This window comes from Pseudarthrobacter sp. alpha12b (genome assembly GCF_054130495.1).
The window spans coordinates 1,793,929-1,810,540 of record NZ_CP196746.1; the positions used below are offsets into that span (position 1 = coordinate 1,793,929).

The following is a 16,612-nucleotide window of genomic DNA, read 5'->3' on the forward strand; positions in this document are numbered from 1 at the left end:
CTTGAGTGGTTGTAGATAGTGGTCTTGCGGTGCTGCGGTTACGGGCGCACGGTCCCGCCTGGGCGCAGTGCCTAGGCGGAGCGGAGCGCCCGGTCACTCATGGAGCGGGATCCCCGTCCAACGGCCAGGGTGCCGGACTGCACAATTTCGCGGATGCCGAAGGGCTCCAGCACTGAGAGCAGGGCTGTGAGCTTTTCGGGGTGGCCAGTGGCTTCAATGACGACGGAGTCGGTGGAAACGTCCACCACTGAAGCGCGGAACAGGTCTGCGGCCTGGGTTACCTGCAGGCGTGTTGCGGCATCCGCACGTACCTTGACCAGGATGTGGTCGCGCTGTACGGAAGATTCTGGGGTCAGTTCAACGATCTTGATCACGTTGACCAGTTTGTTGAGCTGCTTGGTGACCTGCTCGATGAGGTCGCCGTCGGCGTCGACGACCACCGTCATGCGGGAGACACCCGGCACTTCGGTGGGGCCAACCGCCAGGGAGTTGATGTTGAAGGCGCGGCGCGCGAAGAGGCTGGCCACGCGGGTCAGGACGCCGGGCTTGTCCTCAACCAGGACGGAAAGTGTGTGGCGGCTCATGCTCAGTCTTCCTCTTCCCATTCCGGGGTCATGTTGCGGGCAACCTGGATCTGGTCGTTGCTCACGCCGGCGGGCACCATCGGCCACACCATGGAGTTGGGGCTCACCACGAAGTCGATGACCACGGGGCGGTCGTTGATCTCGAGGGCCTTCTGGATGGTGGCATCGATGTCTTCTTCGCGTTCAACGCGGAAGGACGCGCAGCCGTAGGCCTCCCCCAGCTTGACGAAGTCCGGAATGCGGACCGTGTCATGGCCGGTGTTGAGGTCCGTGTTGGAGTAGCGGCCCTCGTAGAAGAGGGTCTGCCACTGCCGCACCATACCCAGCGAGGAGTTGTTGATGACAGCTACCTTGATGGGGATGTGGTTGATGGCGCAGGTGGCCAGCTCCTGGTTGGTCATCTGGAAGCAGCCGTCACCGTCGATGGCCCAGACAACGCGGTCCGGTTCGCCCACCTTGGCGCCCATGGCGGCCGGGACTGCGTACCCCATGGTGCCCGCGCCGCCTGAGTTCAGCCAGGCATGCGGGCGTTCGTACTTGATGAACTGGGCAGCCCACATCTGGTGCTGGCCCACGCCCGCCACGTAAACGCCTTCGGGGCCGGTGAGGGCGCCAATCCGCTGGATGACCTTCTGCGGGGCGATCAGGCCGTCATCCGGTTCCGTCCAGCCCAGCGGGTAGGTTTCCTTGAGGTTGTTCAGGAACGCCCACCAGGTGGTCAGGTCCGGGGTGCCGGAGGCCTCGAACTGGCTGCGCACGGCCTCGGTCAGTTCCGGGATGATCTCCTTGACGGACCCGACGATTGGCACATCGGCGGTGCGGTTCTTGGAAATTTCCGCGGGATCGATATCGGCGTGGATGACCTTGGCGTTGGGTGCGAAGGTCTTCAGCACGCCGGTGACGCGGTCATCGAAGCGGGCGCCAAGCGTGATCAGCAGGTCTGACTGCTGCAGTGCCGTGACGGCTGAAACGTTGCCGTGCATGCCGGGCATGCCCACGTGCTGCGGGTGCGAATCGGGAAACGCACCTTTGGCCATGAGGGTGGTCACCACCGGCGCGCCGGTGGCTTCAGCGAGGGCGAGGAGTTCGGCCGAGGCATGCGCCTTGACCACGCCGCCGCCCACGTACAGGACCGGCTTGGTGGAAGCGGCAATGAGCTTGGCTGCTTCGCGCACCTGCTTGTTGTGGCCGCGGGTGACCGGCCGGTAGCCCGGCAGGTCGATCTTGGGCGGCCAGGAGAACGTCATTTGCCCAACCTGGGCGTCCTTGGCAACGTCCACCAGCACCGGGCCGGGACGGCCGGTGGAGGCCAGGTGGAAGGCCTCGGCCATGACGTGCGGGATGTCGTTGGGGTCGGTCACCAGGAAGGAGTGCTTGGTGATGGGCATCGTGATGCCCACGATGTCGGCTTCCTGGAAAGCGTCGGTGCCGATCACGCCGCTGGATACCTGGCCGGTGATGGCCACCAGGGGTACGGAGTCCATGTGGGCATCCATGATGGCGGTAACGAGGTTGGTGGCACCGGGGCCCGAGGTGGCGATGCAGACGCCCACCCGCCCGGTCACCATGGCGTAGCCTTGCGCGGCGTGGCCGGCTCCCTGTTCGTGACGGACCAGCACGTGGTTCATGGTGGAGGCCATCAAGGGGTCGTAGGTGGGCAGGATCGCGCCACCCGGCAAACCGAAAATATCGTCGACGCCGAGTTCTTCGAGCGAGCGGACGATTGCTTGCGAGCCGGTCATCACCGTCGGGGGTACGACGTTGTTCGGCCCAAGGACAGGAGAGACGGCAGCAAGGTCAGCGACGACGGCGGCATGGTCAGCCGTCCGGTCGGCGCGTTCCGGAGCCTTGGAGGCTCCAGCGGACTTGGTGGCCATCAGCGACGGGCTGATGGGCGATCCTTTGCTCATCGGACTCTTCCTTGTGGATCTTCTCTGGTTCTGGAACTGCTTTGGAACTGTGGGAAATAAAAAAACCCCTCAGCCGGGTGGCTCTGTGAGGGGTTCGCGCGTGACGGTTCGTAACCAGTGGAGGCTAATGTGCCACGCGCTTGGTAAGGACGACGACGACGGTGCCGGCGGTAACGAAAGTCATGCGTTCAGTCTTCCCTCTTGGCAAGATTGGTGTCAACGAGCGACAACCCAATCTCACCATGTGGACTCCATTGTCCACCGGATGACCCTACCCCGAACTTCCGGCGCGGGCGCCGTCAGCCCGGGGCCCCTCGGGTCAACCTTATTAAGCCCTGCCGCCTCCGGCGGGCATGTCCCGGTAGGCGGAAGCTCCTTCCCCGAGCGTACGGCGCGGACGCCGAACGCTTGGGTCCCCTTGGAGCTTCCTTATTAAGCCGGAACGCCTGTGCGGTAGGGCTTGCTAGCCGGTGTAAGCGCCCTGGCTGGCGCTGTGCACCAGCTTGGCGTACTTGGCGAGCACGCCCTTGGTGTACCTGGCGGGCAGCGGTTCCCAGCCCACCTTGCGGGCCTCGAGTTCCGCTTCGTCCACCAGCAGGTCGAAGGTGCGCGCCGCGATGTCCACCCGGATCCTGTCGCCGTCCCTCACGAAGGCGATGGGGCCGCCGTCGACCGCTTCCGGTGCCACATGGCCGATGCACAACCCGGTGGTGCCGCCGGAGAACCGGCCGTCGGTCAGGAGCAGGACGTCCTTGCCCAGACCGGCGCCCTTGATGGCGCCGGTAATGGCGAGCATTTCACGCATGCCCGGGCCGCCCTTGGGGCCTTCATAGCGGATCACAACGACGTCCCCGGCCTTGATCCGGCCATTATCGAGCGCATCCAGGGCGCCCTGTTCGCGTTCGAACACGCGGGCGGTGCCTTCAAACACATCGGCGTCGAAGCCGGCGCTCTTCACCACGGCGCCTTCAGGAGCCATGGACCCGTGCAGGATGGTGATGCCGCCGGTCTTGTGGATCGGGTTGTCCAGGGCACGCAGGATCTTGCCGTCAACATCCGGTGGGTTGATGGCCTCAAGGTTTTCGGCGACGGTCTTGCCGGTCACGGTAAGGCAGTCGCCGTGCAGCAGTCCGGCGTCGAGCAGCGCCTTCATGATCACCGGCACGCCGCCGATCCTGTCGACGTCGGTCATGACGTAGCGGCCGAAGGGCTTGAGATCGCCCAGGTGCGGGATCTTGTCGCCGATGCGGTTGAAGTCGTCCAGGGTCAGCTCAACTTCAGCTTCTCGGGCGATGGCCAGCAGGTGGAGGACGGCGTTGGTGGAACCGCCGAAGGCCATGGTGACGGCAATGGCGTTTTCGAACGCTTTCCTGGTCATGATGTCGCGGGCGGTGATGCCGAGGCGGAGCAGGTTGACCACTGCTTCGCCGGACTTGCGTGCGAACTCATCACGACGGCGGTCTGCCGAGGGCGGAGCAGCGGAGCCGGGCAGCGACATACCCAGTGCCTCGCCGATGCAGGCCATCGTGTTGGCCGTGTACATGCCGCCGCAGGCGCCTTCACCGGGGCAGATGGCCTTTTCGATGCGGGTGAGGTCTTCCATGCTCATCTTGCCTGCGGCGCAGGCGCCGACCGCCTCGAAGGCATCAATGAGGGTTACTTCCTTTTCGGAGCCGTCCTCGAGCTTGACCCAGCCGGGCATGATGGAGCCCGCGTAAAGGAACACGCTGGCCAGGTCCAGGCGGGCGGCGGCCATGAGCATCCCCGGGAGGGACTTGTCACAGCCTGCCAGCAGGACCGAACCGTCGATGCGCTCGGCCTGCATTACGGTCTCAACGGAGTCGGCGATGACTTCGCGGGAGACCAGGGAGAAGTGCATGCCCTCGTGGCCCATGGAAATGCCGTCCGAGACGGAGATGGTGCCGAACTGCATGGGAAAGCCGCCCCCGGCGTGGACACCTTCCTTGGCGCCCTGGGCAAGCCTGTTCAGTGACAGGTTGCACGGCGTGATTTCGTTCCAGGAACTCGCGACGCCGACCTGTGGCTTGGCGAAGTCGTCGTCACCCATGCCGACAGCCCGGAACATGCCACGGGCGGGCGCCGCGTGGATGCCATCCGTGACTACACGGCTGCGGGGCTTGATGTCCGGCTTGTTCCCGGTTGTGGTCTGGGCGTCACTCATAGGGGAAAGTCTAGGGCTCGGACGGTGGCCCAAACGACCGCCGGCACTTCAAACTGCGGAAATTCCACAAAGTTCCTGCCAAATAGTGGACTGCCATCTCATATATTGAGACGTCATCGCACGCGGGACGGCTCACGGCTTGCCGGGCCCGCTTTCCGACAGGCCCTCCCCCACGCCCCGCGGCATCTCTGGACAGCAGTGGTGACCCGACGTAGCGTCGGGGACAGGACACCCGACCACCCGTAACGAAGGGCCTGCCATGGACATTGTTTTCTGGATCATTCTCATAGTTGTCATCGGCGTCATCATTTGGTGGCTGCTCAACCGCAACAAGTCAGCCAACCCGCCCGGCGGGTCATCAGCCGGCGCCAGGACTGACGGAACACGGACCGACGGAGCCCTGGAAGGGGGCAGCGCCGCAGCGTCCGCCGCGGCTGCAGGGACCACCGGTATCCCAACAGCAGCCGGATTCGGAAAGCCAGCCGAACCGGCTGCCCCCGCCACGGCAGAGGAACCGGCGGAGTCGTCCGCCACTTCCGCCACCATGTCCAGCGCGGCCGCCCCGGCGTCCGGTGAGGCTCCCGGCGAGGCGGCGGCCCCGGACGAGGGGCAAGCCGAATGGGAAACCCAATGGTCCGAGGCCGGATCCGGTTCCAGGTCCGGCTCCTCGGTTGCCGGTGCGGCCCCAGCTCCGTCCAATGGCGCGCCGCAGGCGGAGTCCGGTGCTGAAATGCCATCCGGGCAGGCCGCACCCGAGGCGTCGCGCCCTGTACACCATGACGAATACACCGCACCCCACGCCCCCACGCTTCCCGGCGCTGAGACGGCTGCAGTGGAAAGCGTGGACGACGGCGGCATGGCGGGCGCCGGGCATGCCGGCGGCCAGGGGCCCCAGCACCGGGCAGACGGCTCCGGACCAGCGGACCTGAACGAGGCTGCGGCGCCGGTAGCCGCAGGCAGCCACGGCGAGGCAGGAGCAGCCGAAACGGCGGAGCGGGCCCAGTCCTCCGCGCTGGTGGAAAACGGGGCGGACCACCACCAGCCGTCCGGGCAGGGCCAGGACTTCGCCCACGGACAGGACTTCGCCCAGCCCCAAGGTGCAGCTGCCGCTGAGCCGGCCGGACACCTTGCGGCCGATGAGCCCTATGGCGCCGGTTCGGCGGCCCCGGGCCCGGACGGCAGTGGACCTGCGGACTACACGGTCAAGGGCGACGCCGCGGAAATGGTCTACTACGAAGAAGGACATCCCGACTATGAGCAGACCCGGGCGGAAGTCTGGTTTGAATCTGCAGCGCATGCCGAGGCAGCGGGATTCCGCTCCCCACGCCGCAAACGGCTCTAGCAGGATGAAGGCCCGCCGCTTTGCGGCGGGCCTTTCTTGCCTGGCCTTGTGCGTGGTGCTGGCCGCCTGCACGGGGACGTCCGGGCCGCCTGCACCAGGCCCAGGCATTCCCGGCACCGCCACATCGCCCGGTCCCGCCGTCGTTGTTCCAGCGTCCACGGCCCCTGTGCCTGCCGTCCCTGTACCCATCGTGCAGGAGCGGCTGGAACTGCAGCTGGACACACCCTGGGCAGCTGTGTTCCTCCCAGACGGGACCGCCATTGTTTCTGAACGCGGGACCGCACTGCTGAAGGCCGTTCGGGGTGGAAAGGCCACAACCCTCGGCAAAGTCCCGGACGTGGTGCCCGCAGGTGAGGGAGGCCTGCTGGGCCTGGCGCTCTCCCCGAATTTCGACGCCGACCGCTACCTCTACGCCTACGTGACCGCGCGCGAGGACAACCGGATAGTCCGGCTGACCATCGAAGGCAATGCCGACGGATCACTGACGCCGGGCCAGCCCAGGACCGTCTTTTCCGGAATACCCAAAGCCGGCACCCACAACGGGGGCAGGATCAGGTTTGGCCCTGACGGCTTCCTGTATGTGGGCACAGGCGACGCCCAGCGCCGAGAGGAGCCCCAGGATCCCAAAGCCCTGGGCGGCAAGATCCTCCGGCTCAGCGGCGACGGCAGCCCCGCACCCGGCAACCCGTTTGGCAACGCCGTCTACAGCCTTGGCCACCGCAACGTCCAGGGTTTGGCCTGGGACGAATCCGGCCGGCTGTGGGCCAGCGAGTTCGGACCCGACAAGGATGACGAGCTCAACCTGATCCTGCCGGGCGCCAATTACGGCTGGCCATTGGTCACCGGCGCGCCGCACCGTGCGGAGTTCCAGGACGCAAAAGTCGTTTGGCCCTCCACCCGTGACTCCTCGCCCAGCGGGCTCGAGATATCCGGAGGCATTGCCTACCTGGGCGCACTCCGGGGCGAAAGGCTGTGGGCAGTGCCGCTTCATGGAACAGACGCAGGCGATCCTGTGGCCTATTTCACAGGAACCTATGGGCGGATCCGGGACGTAATTCGAAGCCCAAACGGAGGCTTGTGGTTGCTGACCAACGGCCAAAACCCTGATTTTGCGCTGGTTTTGGGCCCCCTCCAGTGAATTCGGCACCTCCGCACGGGCCGATTTCACTTGCACCAAAAGTTCGTGTAGAGTTTCATGTCGTTGCGGAGATCAACGGGAAAGAAAAAGCCCGGGGATGGAAGCAAAAAAGATGCACCTCTAGCTCAATTGGCAGAGCAATTGACTCTTAATCAATGGGTTCCGGGTTCAAGTCCCGGGGGGTGCACCACTGGGAAAACAGCCTCCGGTTTGTGGAAACACAGGCCGGGGGCTGTTTTGTTGTGCGCGCGTCCCAGTCTGGAAAGTACGACGGCGGCGGCCCGGCGCGCAGGAGCTCATCGATTGCTCCGCACTTGTCGTTTTAGGAGTGGAAAACGGCAGATACGGAGCAATCGATGGTGGCTGTCGCCTCCGCGTCAGTCTGGACCGGCAAAGGACTTCCCGGAAACGTACGACGACGGCCCTCGCCCGGGCACAAAAAAGCGCGGCACCGGCTTGCAAGCCAGGGCCGCGCTTTCCTTATGCGGTCTAAGGCGCAAACAACTACTTGGCGGCGTTGTCCATCAGGGCTGCTGCGTTGCTGGGCGTCGTGGAAAACTGGCTGGCCAGTTCCCGGACCACAGCTTTGAGCTCCTGGCGCAGCAGCTCGGGGTCAATCGACGCAGAGGCCAGGACGGATCGCTCCATCTCCACGGCCTGGGCAACAGCTTCCTTGCCCTGCTCGGTCAGCGACACCACATGGCTCCTGCGGTCCGACGTGCTGCGCACCCGGGCGATGTGGCCGTGGGACTCAAGCCGGCTGAGCGTCTTGCCCATGGTCTGGGCCTGGACGCGGACATACTGGGCGAGCTGGGCCTGGGTCATGGGCCCTTGCGCGGCAAGGACCTCGATGGCGATAACACCGGCATGGGTGAGTCCGATGGCGCCGAGTTTTTCGTTCCAGGAGTGTTCGACGAGTCGCGCAGCAGTGGACAGAAGGCGCCCTGTGGGCCAGTGATCCATATCAGGCATAGCAGCAAGTATAGCCAAAGGCCGATTAGCACTCGTTCCACCTGCTTACTAGGCTGTTGTGTCCCGCCCGCAACAAGGAGAAAAACAATGGCTGAAAGACTCGTTACCGGCGACAATGCACCCGCTTTCACCCTGCAGGATTCCACCGGCAAGGAGGTCAGCCTTGGTCCCCGGCCCGGCCGCTCCACCATCGTCTACTTCTATCCGGCGGCCTCAACTCCCGGCTGCACCAAGGAGGCCTGCGACTTCCGCGACAGCCTTGCCTCGCTGCAGGCCTCGGGCTACGACGTCCTTGGGGTCTCCCCCGACCCCGTCGAGAAACTGGCAAAGTTCGCTGCCAAGGAGTCGCTGACGTTCCCGCTGCTCTCCGACGCGGACCACGCGGTGGCCGAGGCCTATGGAGCCTGGGGCGAAAAGAAGAACTACGGCAAGACCTATGAGGGCCTGATCCGGTCGACCGTCGTGGTTGACCCGGACGGCAAGGTGGCATTGGCTCAGTACAACGTCCGGGCCACCGGCCACGTGGCCAAGCTGCGGCGGGACCTGAACCTGGACGCCTGACCCGGCCAGTGCCTGCCGGGGACACTGCCCGGCGCAACGCTACAATGGACTCTGGCATCCGGCGTCGAACGTTTGGCGTTCACGTTGGGAAGCCACGCGCGAGTGGTGAAATTGGCAGACACGCAGGATTTAGGTTCCTGTGCCTTCGGGCGTGGGGGTTCAAGTCCCCCCTTGCGCACACAGGGAATCCCCCGGCTCCGGCCGGGGGATTTCTGCGTTAACCGCCCGGCAGTCCTGCTGAGGCATTCGTGCCACGAATCGAAAAACTCCAAAGATCCACCCATCCGCTGCCGCCCACCGGCCGAATAGCCATTGAGACACCAGCCAAGGGCAGGTGCCCACCCCCAAGGCAGGCTGCACGCCACGGACACACAGTCCGAAGGCGGCAGGAAAACGATCCAAGGAGAACTGAAATGCAGACCTTCAAGCGCACCACTCTCACCGTCGCAGGCGTTGCAGCGGCCGCTCTGCTGAGCCTCACCGCGTGTGGCGGTTCGGGCAGCACCTCCGGGTCGTCGGCGTCCTCGGGGCCGATGTCATCCGCCCCCAGTTCGAGCATGGCGTCCCCGTCGGCCAAGGCCAGCTCATCGGCCGGCACCATGGACCCGGCAGCCAACCTGGTTGGCCCCGGTTGCGCCGCCTACGCCAAGCAGGTTCCCACCGGTGCAGGCTCGGTGGAGGGCATGGCCCTGGACCCGGTAGCCGTTGCGGCTTCCAACAACCCCATCCTGACCACGCTCACCGCGGCCGTGTCCGGGAAGCTGAACCCCAAGGTCAACCTGGTTGACACGCTCAACGGTGGCGAGTTCACGGTCTTCGCACCGGTGGACGACGCCTTCAAGAAGATCGACGCAGCCACGATCGACACCTTGAAGACGGACGACGCCCTTCTGAGCAAGATCCTCACCTACCACGTGGTTCCCGGCCAGATCACCCCTGACAAGATCGCCGGCACACACGCCACGGTCCAGGGCGGCTCCGTCACGGTGACCGGCAGCGGCGACAACCTCAAGGTGGACAACGCCAACGTGATCTGCGGCGGCGTTAAGACCAAGAACGCAACGGTCTACCTGGTCGACTCGGTCCTCATGCCCAAGTAAGTCCTCTCCCACGCCCCCCACGACAGGGCCGGGTCCGCCGAAACACCGGCGGGCCCGGCCGTGGCGCGTCACGCGCTTATCTGGGACTTGCCGCAAGCCCGGTCCCCTAGACTGGATCCCGGTCCGCACGCGGCGGAACCGGCAGCATCCAGAGGTGATAAACGAGTGCCCAGCAGTACATCGCGGCGGACGGTCATCAAGGCCGGCGCCGTCCTCATGGCGCTGGGCGTGACGTCGTGCACGGGAATGCCGTCCCCCTCCCCTACGTCCGGACCGCCCAGTTCCACACCGGCGGAGCCCGAGGCCACGTTCAATTTCGGCACCGCGGCCCAGCCCCTTGGACTGGACCCGGCCCTGTCCAACGACGTTGAGTCCCAGCGCATCACCCGGCAGATCCTGGAAGGCCTGGTGGGTGTGGACCAAACCACCGGCAAGCCCACCCCGCTCCTGGCGACGGAATGGAACGAGTCCAACGACGGCCGCACCTACACCTTCAAACTCCGCACGGGGGTCACATTCCAGGACGGGACACCCTTCAACGCTGACGCCGTCTGCACCAATTTCAACCGTTGGTTCACTTTTCCCGCCGAACTGCGGAAGCACGCACCGGGCAGCTCCTTCAAAGGCGTGTTCAAGGCACACTCGGACGAGCCCGGACTGTCCATTTTCAAGAGCTGCACCGCGCTGGCCGCCGACACGGTGCAGATCGACCTCACCCAGCGGTTCACCGCCTTCCTCCAGGCACTGACCCTCCCGGCATTCGCCATCGCATCCCCTGCGGCCCTTGCCTCAGGCAAGGCGGACGTCCTGGACCAGAACCGGGCCGGCCAGGCAATGTCCGCATTCGCCACGAACCCCGTGGGCACTGGCCCCTTCACCCTCGCCACCTGGGGCGCCGACAACGTCACCCTGGCCAGCAACAAAACCTACTGGGGCGACCGCGGCCAGATCGCCACCATCAACTTCCTGGCTTACAACCACCCCCAGACCCGTCTCCAGGCACTGCTGGACGGCAAGATCGACGGTTATGACGCCGTGACGGTGGGAAATTTTGACCAGTTGGTCAAGCGCGGCAAGCAGATCGTCCAACGCGACCCGTTCTCGGTGATGTACGTGGGCATGAACCAGGACATCCCGGTACTCCAGAACCAGAAGATCCGGCAGGCGGTGGAACTTGCGATCGACAAGGAAACGCTCATCCGGAAGTTCTTCATCGACAACACTGCCAAGGCCACGCAGTTTGTCCCGCCCAAGATCAGCGGCTTCAACAATGACGCTCCGGAACTCGGGCACGATCCGGCGAAGGCCAAGGATTACCTGAAGGAGGGCGGCTACGCGGGCGAGGAACTGAAGTTCTACTACCCCCTGAACGTCACCCGGCCATACCTGCCCACCCCCGAAAAGGTCTACGCCGAGCTCAGCCGCCAGCTCACCGCCGTCGGCTTCAACATCAGGCCCGTGCCCGTTGACTGGTCGGACGGCTACCTCCAGAAGGTGCAGTCCGCCGGTGACCATGCCCTCCACATCCTTGGCTGGAACGGCTCCTACTCGGACGCCGACAACTTTGTCAGCCCCCTTTTCGGGGAGAAGAACGGCGAGTTCGGGTACCAGGATCCCCAGGTCTTTTCGAAGATCAACCGCGCGCGGGGGCTGCCTGATGGCAAGGAACGGGATGAGCTTTATCACACCATCAACGCCCAGATCGCTGCCACGGTCCCGGCGGTCCCTGTCGCCTTCCCCATCTCCGCGCTTGCCCTGTCAGACCGGGTACTGAGCTACCCGGCATCCCCGGTCTTAAATGAAGTTTTCACGAAGGTCCAGCTAAAGCCTTGACGGGCCCGGCCAATTTCAGTATGCGGGCTGCCCGGGGATATTCTGTGACAGCCAGAGCCGCTGCAATCGGAGACTGATCGTGACCTTCATTTCCAAGACCCCCCACGCCGACGTTGTCCTGATAGGCGGCGGCATCATGAGCGCCACGCTGGGGGCATTCCTCAAGCAGCTGGAGCCGGACTGGACCATCTCCCTGTTCGAACGGCTGGACCAGCCGGGCCTCGAAAGTTCAGATCCCTGGAACAACGCAGGAACGGGCCACGCCGCCCTCTGCGAACTCAACTACTCCCCCGCAGCCAAGGACGGCTCGGTCAGCCCCAACAAGGCGCTTCTCATCAACGAACAGTTCCAGCTTTCCCGCCAGTTCTGGTCCCACCTGGTGGACAACAGCCTGATCGGTTCGCCGAAGGGCTTCATTAACACCGTCCCGCACATGAGCTTCGTGCTCGGCGAGGACCACACGCGGTTTCTGAAGACCCGCTACGAGGCCCTGAAGCCGCACCCCCTGTTCCGGAGCATGGAGTACTCCGAGGACCACGCCCAGATCGCCAAGTGGGCGCCGCTGATCGTCAAGGGCCGCGACCCCCAGCAGCGAATCGCCGCCACCCGCGCCGCCGAGGGCACCGACGTCGACTTCGGTGCGCTGACCCGCGAGCTGACCACCTACCTGGGGAACAACGGCGTCGAAATCAACTACGGCCACGACGTCACCGGGATCTCCCGCGCGTCCGACGGCGGCTGGGACCTGACGCTGAAGTACCCCCGGTCCGGGGAACACGGCAAGATCCACGCCAAGTTCGTCTTCGTCGGTGCCGGCGGCGGTGCCCTGCACCTGCTCCAGGCCTCCGGCATCCCGGAAAGCAAGGGTTACGGCGGATTCCCGGTCTCCGGCCAGTTCTTCCGCTGCACGGACGAGGCCATCGCGGCCCAGCACAGTGCCAAGGTCTACGGCCAGGCCTCCGTGGGCGCGCCGCCCATGTCCGTTCCGCACCTGGACACCCGCTACGTCAACGGGAAGCGCTCGCTCCTGTTCGGCCCGTACGCAGGCTTCTCCACCAACTTCCTGAAGAACGGCTCCTACCTGGACCTGCCGCTGTCCATCCGCCCGTCCAACATCATCCCGATGCTGGCCGTGGCCAAGGACAACATGGACCTCACCGCTTACCTGGTCAAGGAAGTAGTCAAGCGCCACGACCAGAAGGTCGAGGCACTGCGGGAGTACTACCCCGAGGCAAAGGGCGGCGACTGGGAACTCATCACCGCCGGCCAGCGTGTACAGATCATCAAGAAAGACCCGCAAAAGGGCGGCATCCTTCAGTTCGGCACCGAAGTGATCGCCGGCCGTGACGGCTCCATCGGCGCGCTCCTGGGCGCTTCGCCGGGGGCCTCGACCGCTGTCCCCATCATGATCGAGCTGCTCCAGAAGACGTTCCCCAAGAACTTCAAGGGCTGGCAGTCCAAGCTCAAGGACATGATGCCCGGCTACGGGGTGAAGCTGGATGAGAATCCGGACCTCGCCGCGGAGCTGGAGCGGGCAACGGCCAAGTCCCTCCAGCTGGAGAGTGTTTCCGCCAACCACTGACCCTGCCGGGGCCAGGGGCTGGCACCCCCAGGGCATGTACCAGTCACTTAGACCCCAGGAGACCACCCATGTTCCGGTTGGCGCACCTTTCCCTGGCGAACCGGGCCCTGATCGCGCTGATCACCGTCTTCGCCTCGGTCTTCGGCGTGATCACTATGTCATCGCTGAAGCAGGAGCTCATTCCTTCCATTGAGTTCCCGCAGATCACCGTGCTCAGCTCCATGCCGGGCGCATCGCCCGAAGTAGTGGACAAGCAGGTCAGCGGTCCGCTGGAGAAGGCGCTGAACGGCGTGGAGGGGCTGGAATCCACCTCCTCCACGTCGCGCACCGGCGTCTCGCAGATCACCATGGTGTTCACTTACGGCTCGAACCTGGACCGGGCCAGGAACCAGATCGACCGGGCCATCTCCAACGCCAAGCGGACCCTGCCCAGCGACGTCCAGCCACAGGCCATCGCCGGAAGCATCAGCGACTTCCCCATCGTGTTCCTCGCGGTGTCCTCGGATAAGTCCCTGAGCGACCTGAATGCCGACCTCCAGCGCCTGAGCGTTCCACGGCTGCAGAAGATCGACGGCGTCCGCAGCGCCGATGTCACCGGCGGCGCGTCCCAGCACATCGAGATCCTTCCCAAGGCTGACGCCATGGCAGCGGCGGGGACAAGCGTCGGGTCCATCCGCGACGCCCTGTCAAACAACGGCGCGCTGATCCCTGCCGGAACACTCGAGGACCAGGGCAAGACCCTCTCGCTGCAGATCGGCAGCCCCGTCGATTCCCTCGACGCCATCAAGGCCCTGCCACTGTCCGGCGCCAAGAACGCGGCGACCATCGGTTCGGTAGCCGATGTTTCCCTCAAGGACGACGAGCGAACCTCCATCACCCGCACCAACGGCGCCGAGACGCTGGCCGTCTCCGTGACCAAGAAACCCGAGGGTGACACGGTGGCGATCTCCCACGCGGTGCGGGACTCCCTGAATGAACTCGAGACGGAACTGGGCTCGAACGCCAAGTTCACCCCCGTCTTCGACCAGGCGCCGTTCATCGAAAAGTCCATCAAGGACCTCACCACGGAAGGCCTGCTGGGGCTGGGATTCGCCGTCGCCGTCATCCTGCTCTTCCTGATGTCTGCCCGGTCCACACTGGTCACCGCCGTCTCCATTCCGCTGTCCCTGCTGATCACGTTCATCGGCCTGTCAGCCACCGGCTACTCGCTGAACATCCTGACGCTGGGCGCCCTCACCATCGCGATCGGGCGGGTGGTGGACGACTCGATCGTGGTCATCGAAAACATCAAGCGGCACCTCAGCTACGGCGAGGAAAAGTCGACGGCGATCCTCACCGCCATCAGGGAGGTGGCCGGCGCCATCACCGCCTCCACCCTGACCACGGTGGCGGTGTTCCTGCCCATCGCGTTCGTCGGTGAGCTGGCCGGTGAACTGTTCCGGCCGTTCGCCCTGACAGTCACCATGGCCCTGCTGGCGTCGCTGCTGGTATCCCTGACCATCGTCCCGGTGCTGGCCTACTGGTTCCTGAAGAACCCCAAGGGCGGCCCTGCAGGTGCGGCGGCAGGCTCTCCCGAGGCCCGGCGGATCGCCGACGAGGCCAAGGCCAAGGCCCACGACGCCGAGCAGCGCAGCCGGCTGCAGCGCGGCTACCTGCCCATCCTCCGGTCCACCCAGAAACATCCGGTCATTACCCTGGTGGCCGCTGTCCTGGTGCTCGGTGCCACCGGTGCCATGACACCGCTGCTGGCCACCAACCTCCTGGGGAACTCCGGCCAGAACAGCCTGACCGTGCGCCAGGTGCTGCCGGCAGGGACCAGCCTGGCGGACACCAGCGCCGCCGCCATCCGCCTTGAAGGGGTCCTGCGCGGCATCGCCGGCATCAAGGACGTTCAGGTGACCTCCGGCAATGCCCAGGCCGGCTTCGCCGCACTCACCTCCACCGGTTCATCCAACTCAACGTTCACGGTGGTGACCGATGAAAAAGCCAACCAGGAACGGCTCCAGGACACCGTACGCTCGGAGCTCGCGAAGGTCCCCGATTCCGGGAAAATCTCCGTAGGCACACAGCAAGGCGGCTTCGGCACCTCATCCACCGTGGACATCACACTGAAGGCTGCCACCAGTGCAGACCTGCAGGCGGCCAGCGACACCATGCTGGCCGCCATGACGGGCGTGCCCGGCACCAGCGAAGTGGCCAGCAACCTCGCGGCCAGCAACCCCGTGGTGCAGGTCAAGGTGGACCGGGCCAAAGCCGCGGCCGCCGGCCTGAACGAGGAACAGGTGGCCGGCGTCCTGGCATCCACCATCAGCCCCATCCCGGCCGGCACGGTCCGGATCGATACCAACGACTTCCCCGTCCGGATCGGCCAGGGCACCAAGTTCACCAGCATCGACGCCGTCCGGAACATCCCGCTCCCCGCGGGCGGGCGGCAGGTGACGCTGGGAAGCATCGCCTCCGTGGACCAGGTGGACGTCCCCGTCTCCATCACTGCCAGCAACGGTGAGCGCACCGCCAAGGTATCCATCACCCCGTCGGGCTCCAACCTGGGCGCGGTGAACACCGAAGTCCAGAAGCGCCTGGCTGATGTCCAACTGCCGGCGGGGGTCACCGCCACGATCGGCGGCGCCACCACCCAGCAGGCTGAGTCCTTCCGGCAACTGGGCCTGGCCCTGCTGGCAGCCATCGCCATCGTCTACGTCATCATGGTGGCCACCTTCAAGTCCCTCATCCAGCCGCTGATCCTGCTGGTCTCGGTTCCGTTCGCGGCGACCGGCGCCGTGGCCCTTCTGCTGCTTACCGGGGTGCCGCTGGGCCTGCCGTCGCTCATCGGAATGCTGATGCTGGTGGGCATCGTGGTCACCAATGCGATCGTGCTGATCGACCTGATCAACCAGTACCGGCAGCCACGCGACGGCCGGCCCGGCATGAACGTGGCGGACGCCATCACCAACGGCGCCCGGCAGCGCCTCCGGCCCATCCTCATGACGGCACTTGCTACGGTCTTCGCCCTGACCCCCATGGCCCTGGGCCTCACGGGCGGCGGCGGCTTCATCTCGCAACCGCTGGCCGTGGTGGTGATCGGCGGCCTGGTGTCCTCCACCGCACTGACCCTGGTCCTGGTGCCGGTGCTCTACCGCCTGGTGGAGGGACGCCGCGAAAGGAAGGCGCTGCTGCGGGACATGCAGGCCCGTCCGGAGGTTGGCCCCGGCTCCGACATCGACGCCGAGTTCAGGGACTGGACCACCGGACAGGTCCCCAAGGTCAGCGGCCGGCGAGCCGCCCCCGGCGGCGCCGAATAAAAGCACGACTTTCCCGCGATGCCCGTACCACTCCTGGTGCGGGCATCGCCGCGTCCAGGGCCGGTCCGTCGCATGCCTGGGCACGGGAATATTCCAGGCATCCGCG

11 protein-coding genes and 2 tRNA genes are annotated in these 16,612 nt (G+C 65.4%); 9 read left to right on the forward strand and 4 right to left on the reverse strand.

Going from position 1 to position 16,612, the window contains the following annotated elements; genetic code table 11:
- Window positions 1-71: 71 nt before the first annotated feature.
- From ilvN to ilvD, 3 genes are all read right to left on the reverse strand, one after another.
- The gene (gene ilvN, locus ACTAQI_RS08180) at window positions 72-584 is read right to left on the reverse strand and encodes an acetolactate synthase small subunit (protein WP_043453275.1); all 513 of its coding nucleotides are present in this window, start codon (window positions 582-584) and stop codon (window positions 72-74) included.
- Between the two features lie 2 nt (window positions 585-586).
- Entirely contained in the window at window positions 587-2,494 is a 1,908-nt protein-coding gene (locus ACTAQI_RS08185) for an acetolactate synthase large subunit (RefSeq protein ID WP_457950532.1), read from the reverse strand.
- Window positions 2,495-2,957: 463 nt separating this feature from the next.
- Window positions 2,958-4,676 carry a dihydroxy-acid dehydratase gene (gene ilvD / locus ACTAQI_RS08190; RefSeq protein WP_457950533.1) on the reverse strand — a complete coding sequence of 573 codons (1,719 nt, stop codon included), beginning with the start codon at window positions 4,674-4,676 and terminating at the stop codon, window positions 2,958-2,960.
- 259 nt (window positions 4,677-4,935) lie between these two features.
- Between ilvD and ACTAQI_RS08195 the strand changes: the two genes are divergently transcribed.
- The 3 genes from ACTAQI_RS08195 to ACTAQI_RS08205 all read left to right on the forward strand — a co-directional run bounded on the left by ACTAQI_RS08195 (window position 4,936) and on the right by ACTAQI_RS08205 (window position 7,346).
- Entirely contained in the window at window positions 4,936-6,018 is a 1,083-nt protein-coding gene (locus tag ACTAQI_RS08195; protein WP_457950534.1) for a sunset domain-containing protein, read from the forward strand.
- 4 nt (window positions 6,019-6,022) lie between these two features.
- Complete coding sequence (locus ACTAQI_RS08200; RefSeq protein WP_457950535.1) at window positions 6,023-7,156, forward strand: PQQ-dependent sugar dehydrogenase; 1,134 nt, start codon at window positions 6,023-6,025, stop codon at window positions 7,154-7,156.
- A gap of 114 nt (window positions 7,157-7,270) precedes the next feature.
- A tRNA-Lys gene (locus tag ACTAQI_RS08205) sits at window positions 7,271-7,346 on the forward strand.
- 314 nt (window positions 7,347-7,660) lie between these two features.
- On the opposite strand, the gene ACTAQI_RS08210 is transcribed toward ACTAQI_RS08205, so the two are convergent.
- The gene (locus ACTAQI_RS08210) at window positions 7,661-8,119 is read right to left on the reverse strand and encodes a MarR family winged helix-turn-helix transcriptional regulator (protein ID WP_457951017.1); all 459 of its coding nucleotides are present in this window, start codon (window positions 8,117-8,119) and stop codon (window positions 7,661-7,663) included.
- Between the two features lie 96 nt (window positions 8,120-8,215).
- Between ACTAQI_RS08210 and bcp the strand changes: the two genes are divergently transcribed.
- From bcp to ACTAQI_RS08240, 6 genes are all read left to right on the forward strand, one after another.
- Window positions 8,216-8,689, forward strand: coding sequence for a thioredoxin-dependent thiol peroxidase (gene bcp / locus ACTAQI_RS08215; RefSeq protein ID WP_457950536.1), 474 nt, complete (start codon window positions 8,216-8,218; stop codon window positions 8,687-8,689).
- A 96-nt stretch (window positions 8,690-8,785) separates the two neighbouring features.
- A tRNA-Leu gene (locus ACTAQI_RS08220) sits at window positions 8,786-8,867 on the forward strand.
- A 235-nt stretch (window positions 8,868-9,102) separates the two neighbouring features.
- On the forward strand, window positions 9,103-9,789 hold the full coding sequence (locus tag ACTAQI_RS08225; protein WP_457950537.1) for a fasciclin domain-containing protein: 687 nt from the start codon (window positions 9,103-9,105) through the stop codon (window positions 9,787-9,789).
- 165 nt (window positions 9,790-9,954) lie between these two features.
- Complete coding sequence (locus ACTAQI_RS08230; RefSeq protein WP_457950538.1) at window positions 9,955-11,622, forward strand: ABC transporter substrate-binding protein; 1,668 nt, start codon at window positions 9,955-9,957, stop codon at window positions 11,620-11,622.
- A gap of 79 nt (window positions 11,623-11,701) precedes the next feature.
- A complete protein-coding gene (locus ACTAQI_RS08235) occupies window positions 11,702-13,204 on the forward strand; it encodes a malate:quinone oxidoreductase (protein WP_457950539.1) in 1,503 nt (500 codons plus the stop codon).
- A 68-nt stretch (window positions 13,205-13,272) separates the two neighbouring features.
- Window positions 13,273-16,506, forward strand: coding sequence for an efflux RND transporter permease subunit (locus ACTAQI_RS08240; protein WP_457950540.1), 3,234 nt, complete (start codon window positions 13,273-13,275; stop codon window positions 16,504-16,506).
- The last annotated feature ends 106 nt before the right edge of the window (window positions 16,507-16,612 follow it).

What these genes read in the sequence shown, in the direction of transcription:
- ACTAQI_RS08185 (WP_457950532.1), bottom strand. Translation starts at nt 2,494, where the DNA reads ATGAGCAAAGGATCGCCCATCAGCCCGTCGCTGATGGCCACCAAGTCC.
- ACTAQI_RS08200 (WP_457950535.1), top strand. Translation starts at nt 6,023, where the DNA reads ATGAAGGCCCGCCGCTTTGCGGCGGGCCTTTCTTGCCTGGCCTTGTGC.
- ilvN (WP_043453275.1), bottom strand. Translation starts at nt 584, where the DNA reads ATGAGCCGCCACACACTTTCCGTCCTGGTTGAGGACAAGCCCGGCGTC.
- bcp (WP_457950536.1), top strand. Translation starts at nt 8,216, where the DNA reads ATGGCTGAAAGACTCGTTACCGGCGACAATGCACCCGCTTTCACCCTG.
- ACTAQI_RS08240 (WP_457950540.1), top strand. Translation starts at nt 13,273, where the DNA reads ATGTTCCGGTTGGCGCACCTTTCCCTGGCGAACCGGGCCCTGATCGCG.
- ACTAQI_RS08210 (WP_457951017.1), bottom strand. Translation starts at nt 8,119, where the DNA reads ATGGATCACTGGCCCACAGGGCGCCTTCTGTCCACTGCTGCGCGACTC.
- ilvD (WP_457950533.1), bottom strand. Translation starts at nt 4,676, where the DNA reads ATGAGTGACGCCCAGACCACAACCGGGAACAAGCCGGACATCAAGCCC.
- ACTAQI_RS08195 (WP_457950534.1), top strand. Translation starts at nt 4,936, where the DNA reads ATGGACATTGTTTTCTGGATCATTCTCATAGTTGTCATCGGCGTCATC.
- ACTAQI_RS08225 (WP_457950537.1), top strand. Translation starts at nt 9,103, where the DNA reads ATGCAGACCTTCAAGCGCACCACTCTCACCGTCGCAGGCGTTGCAGCG.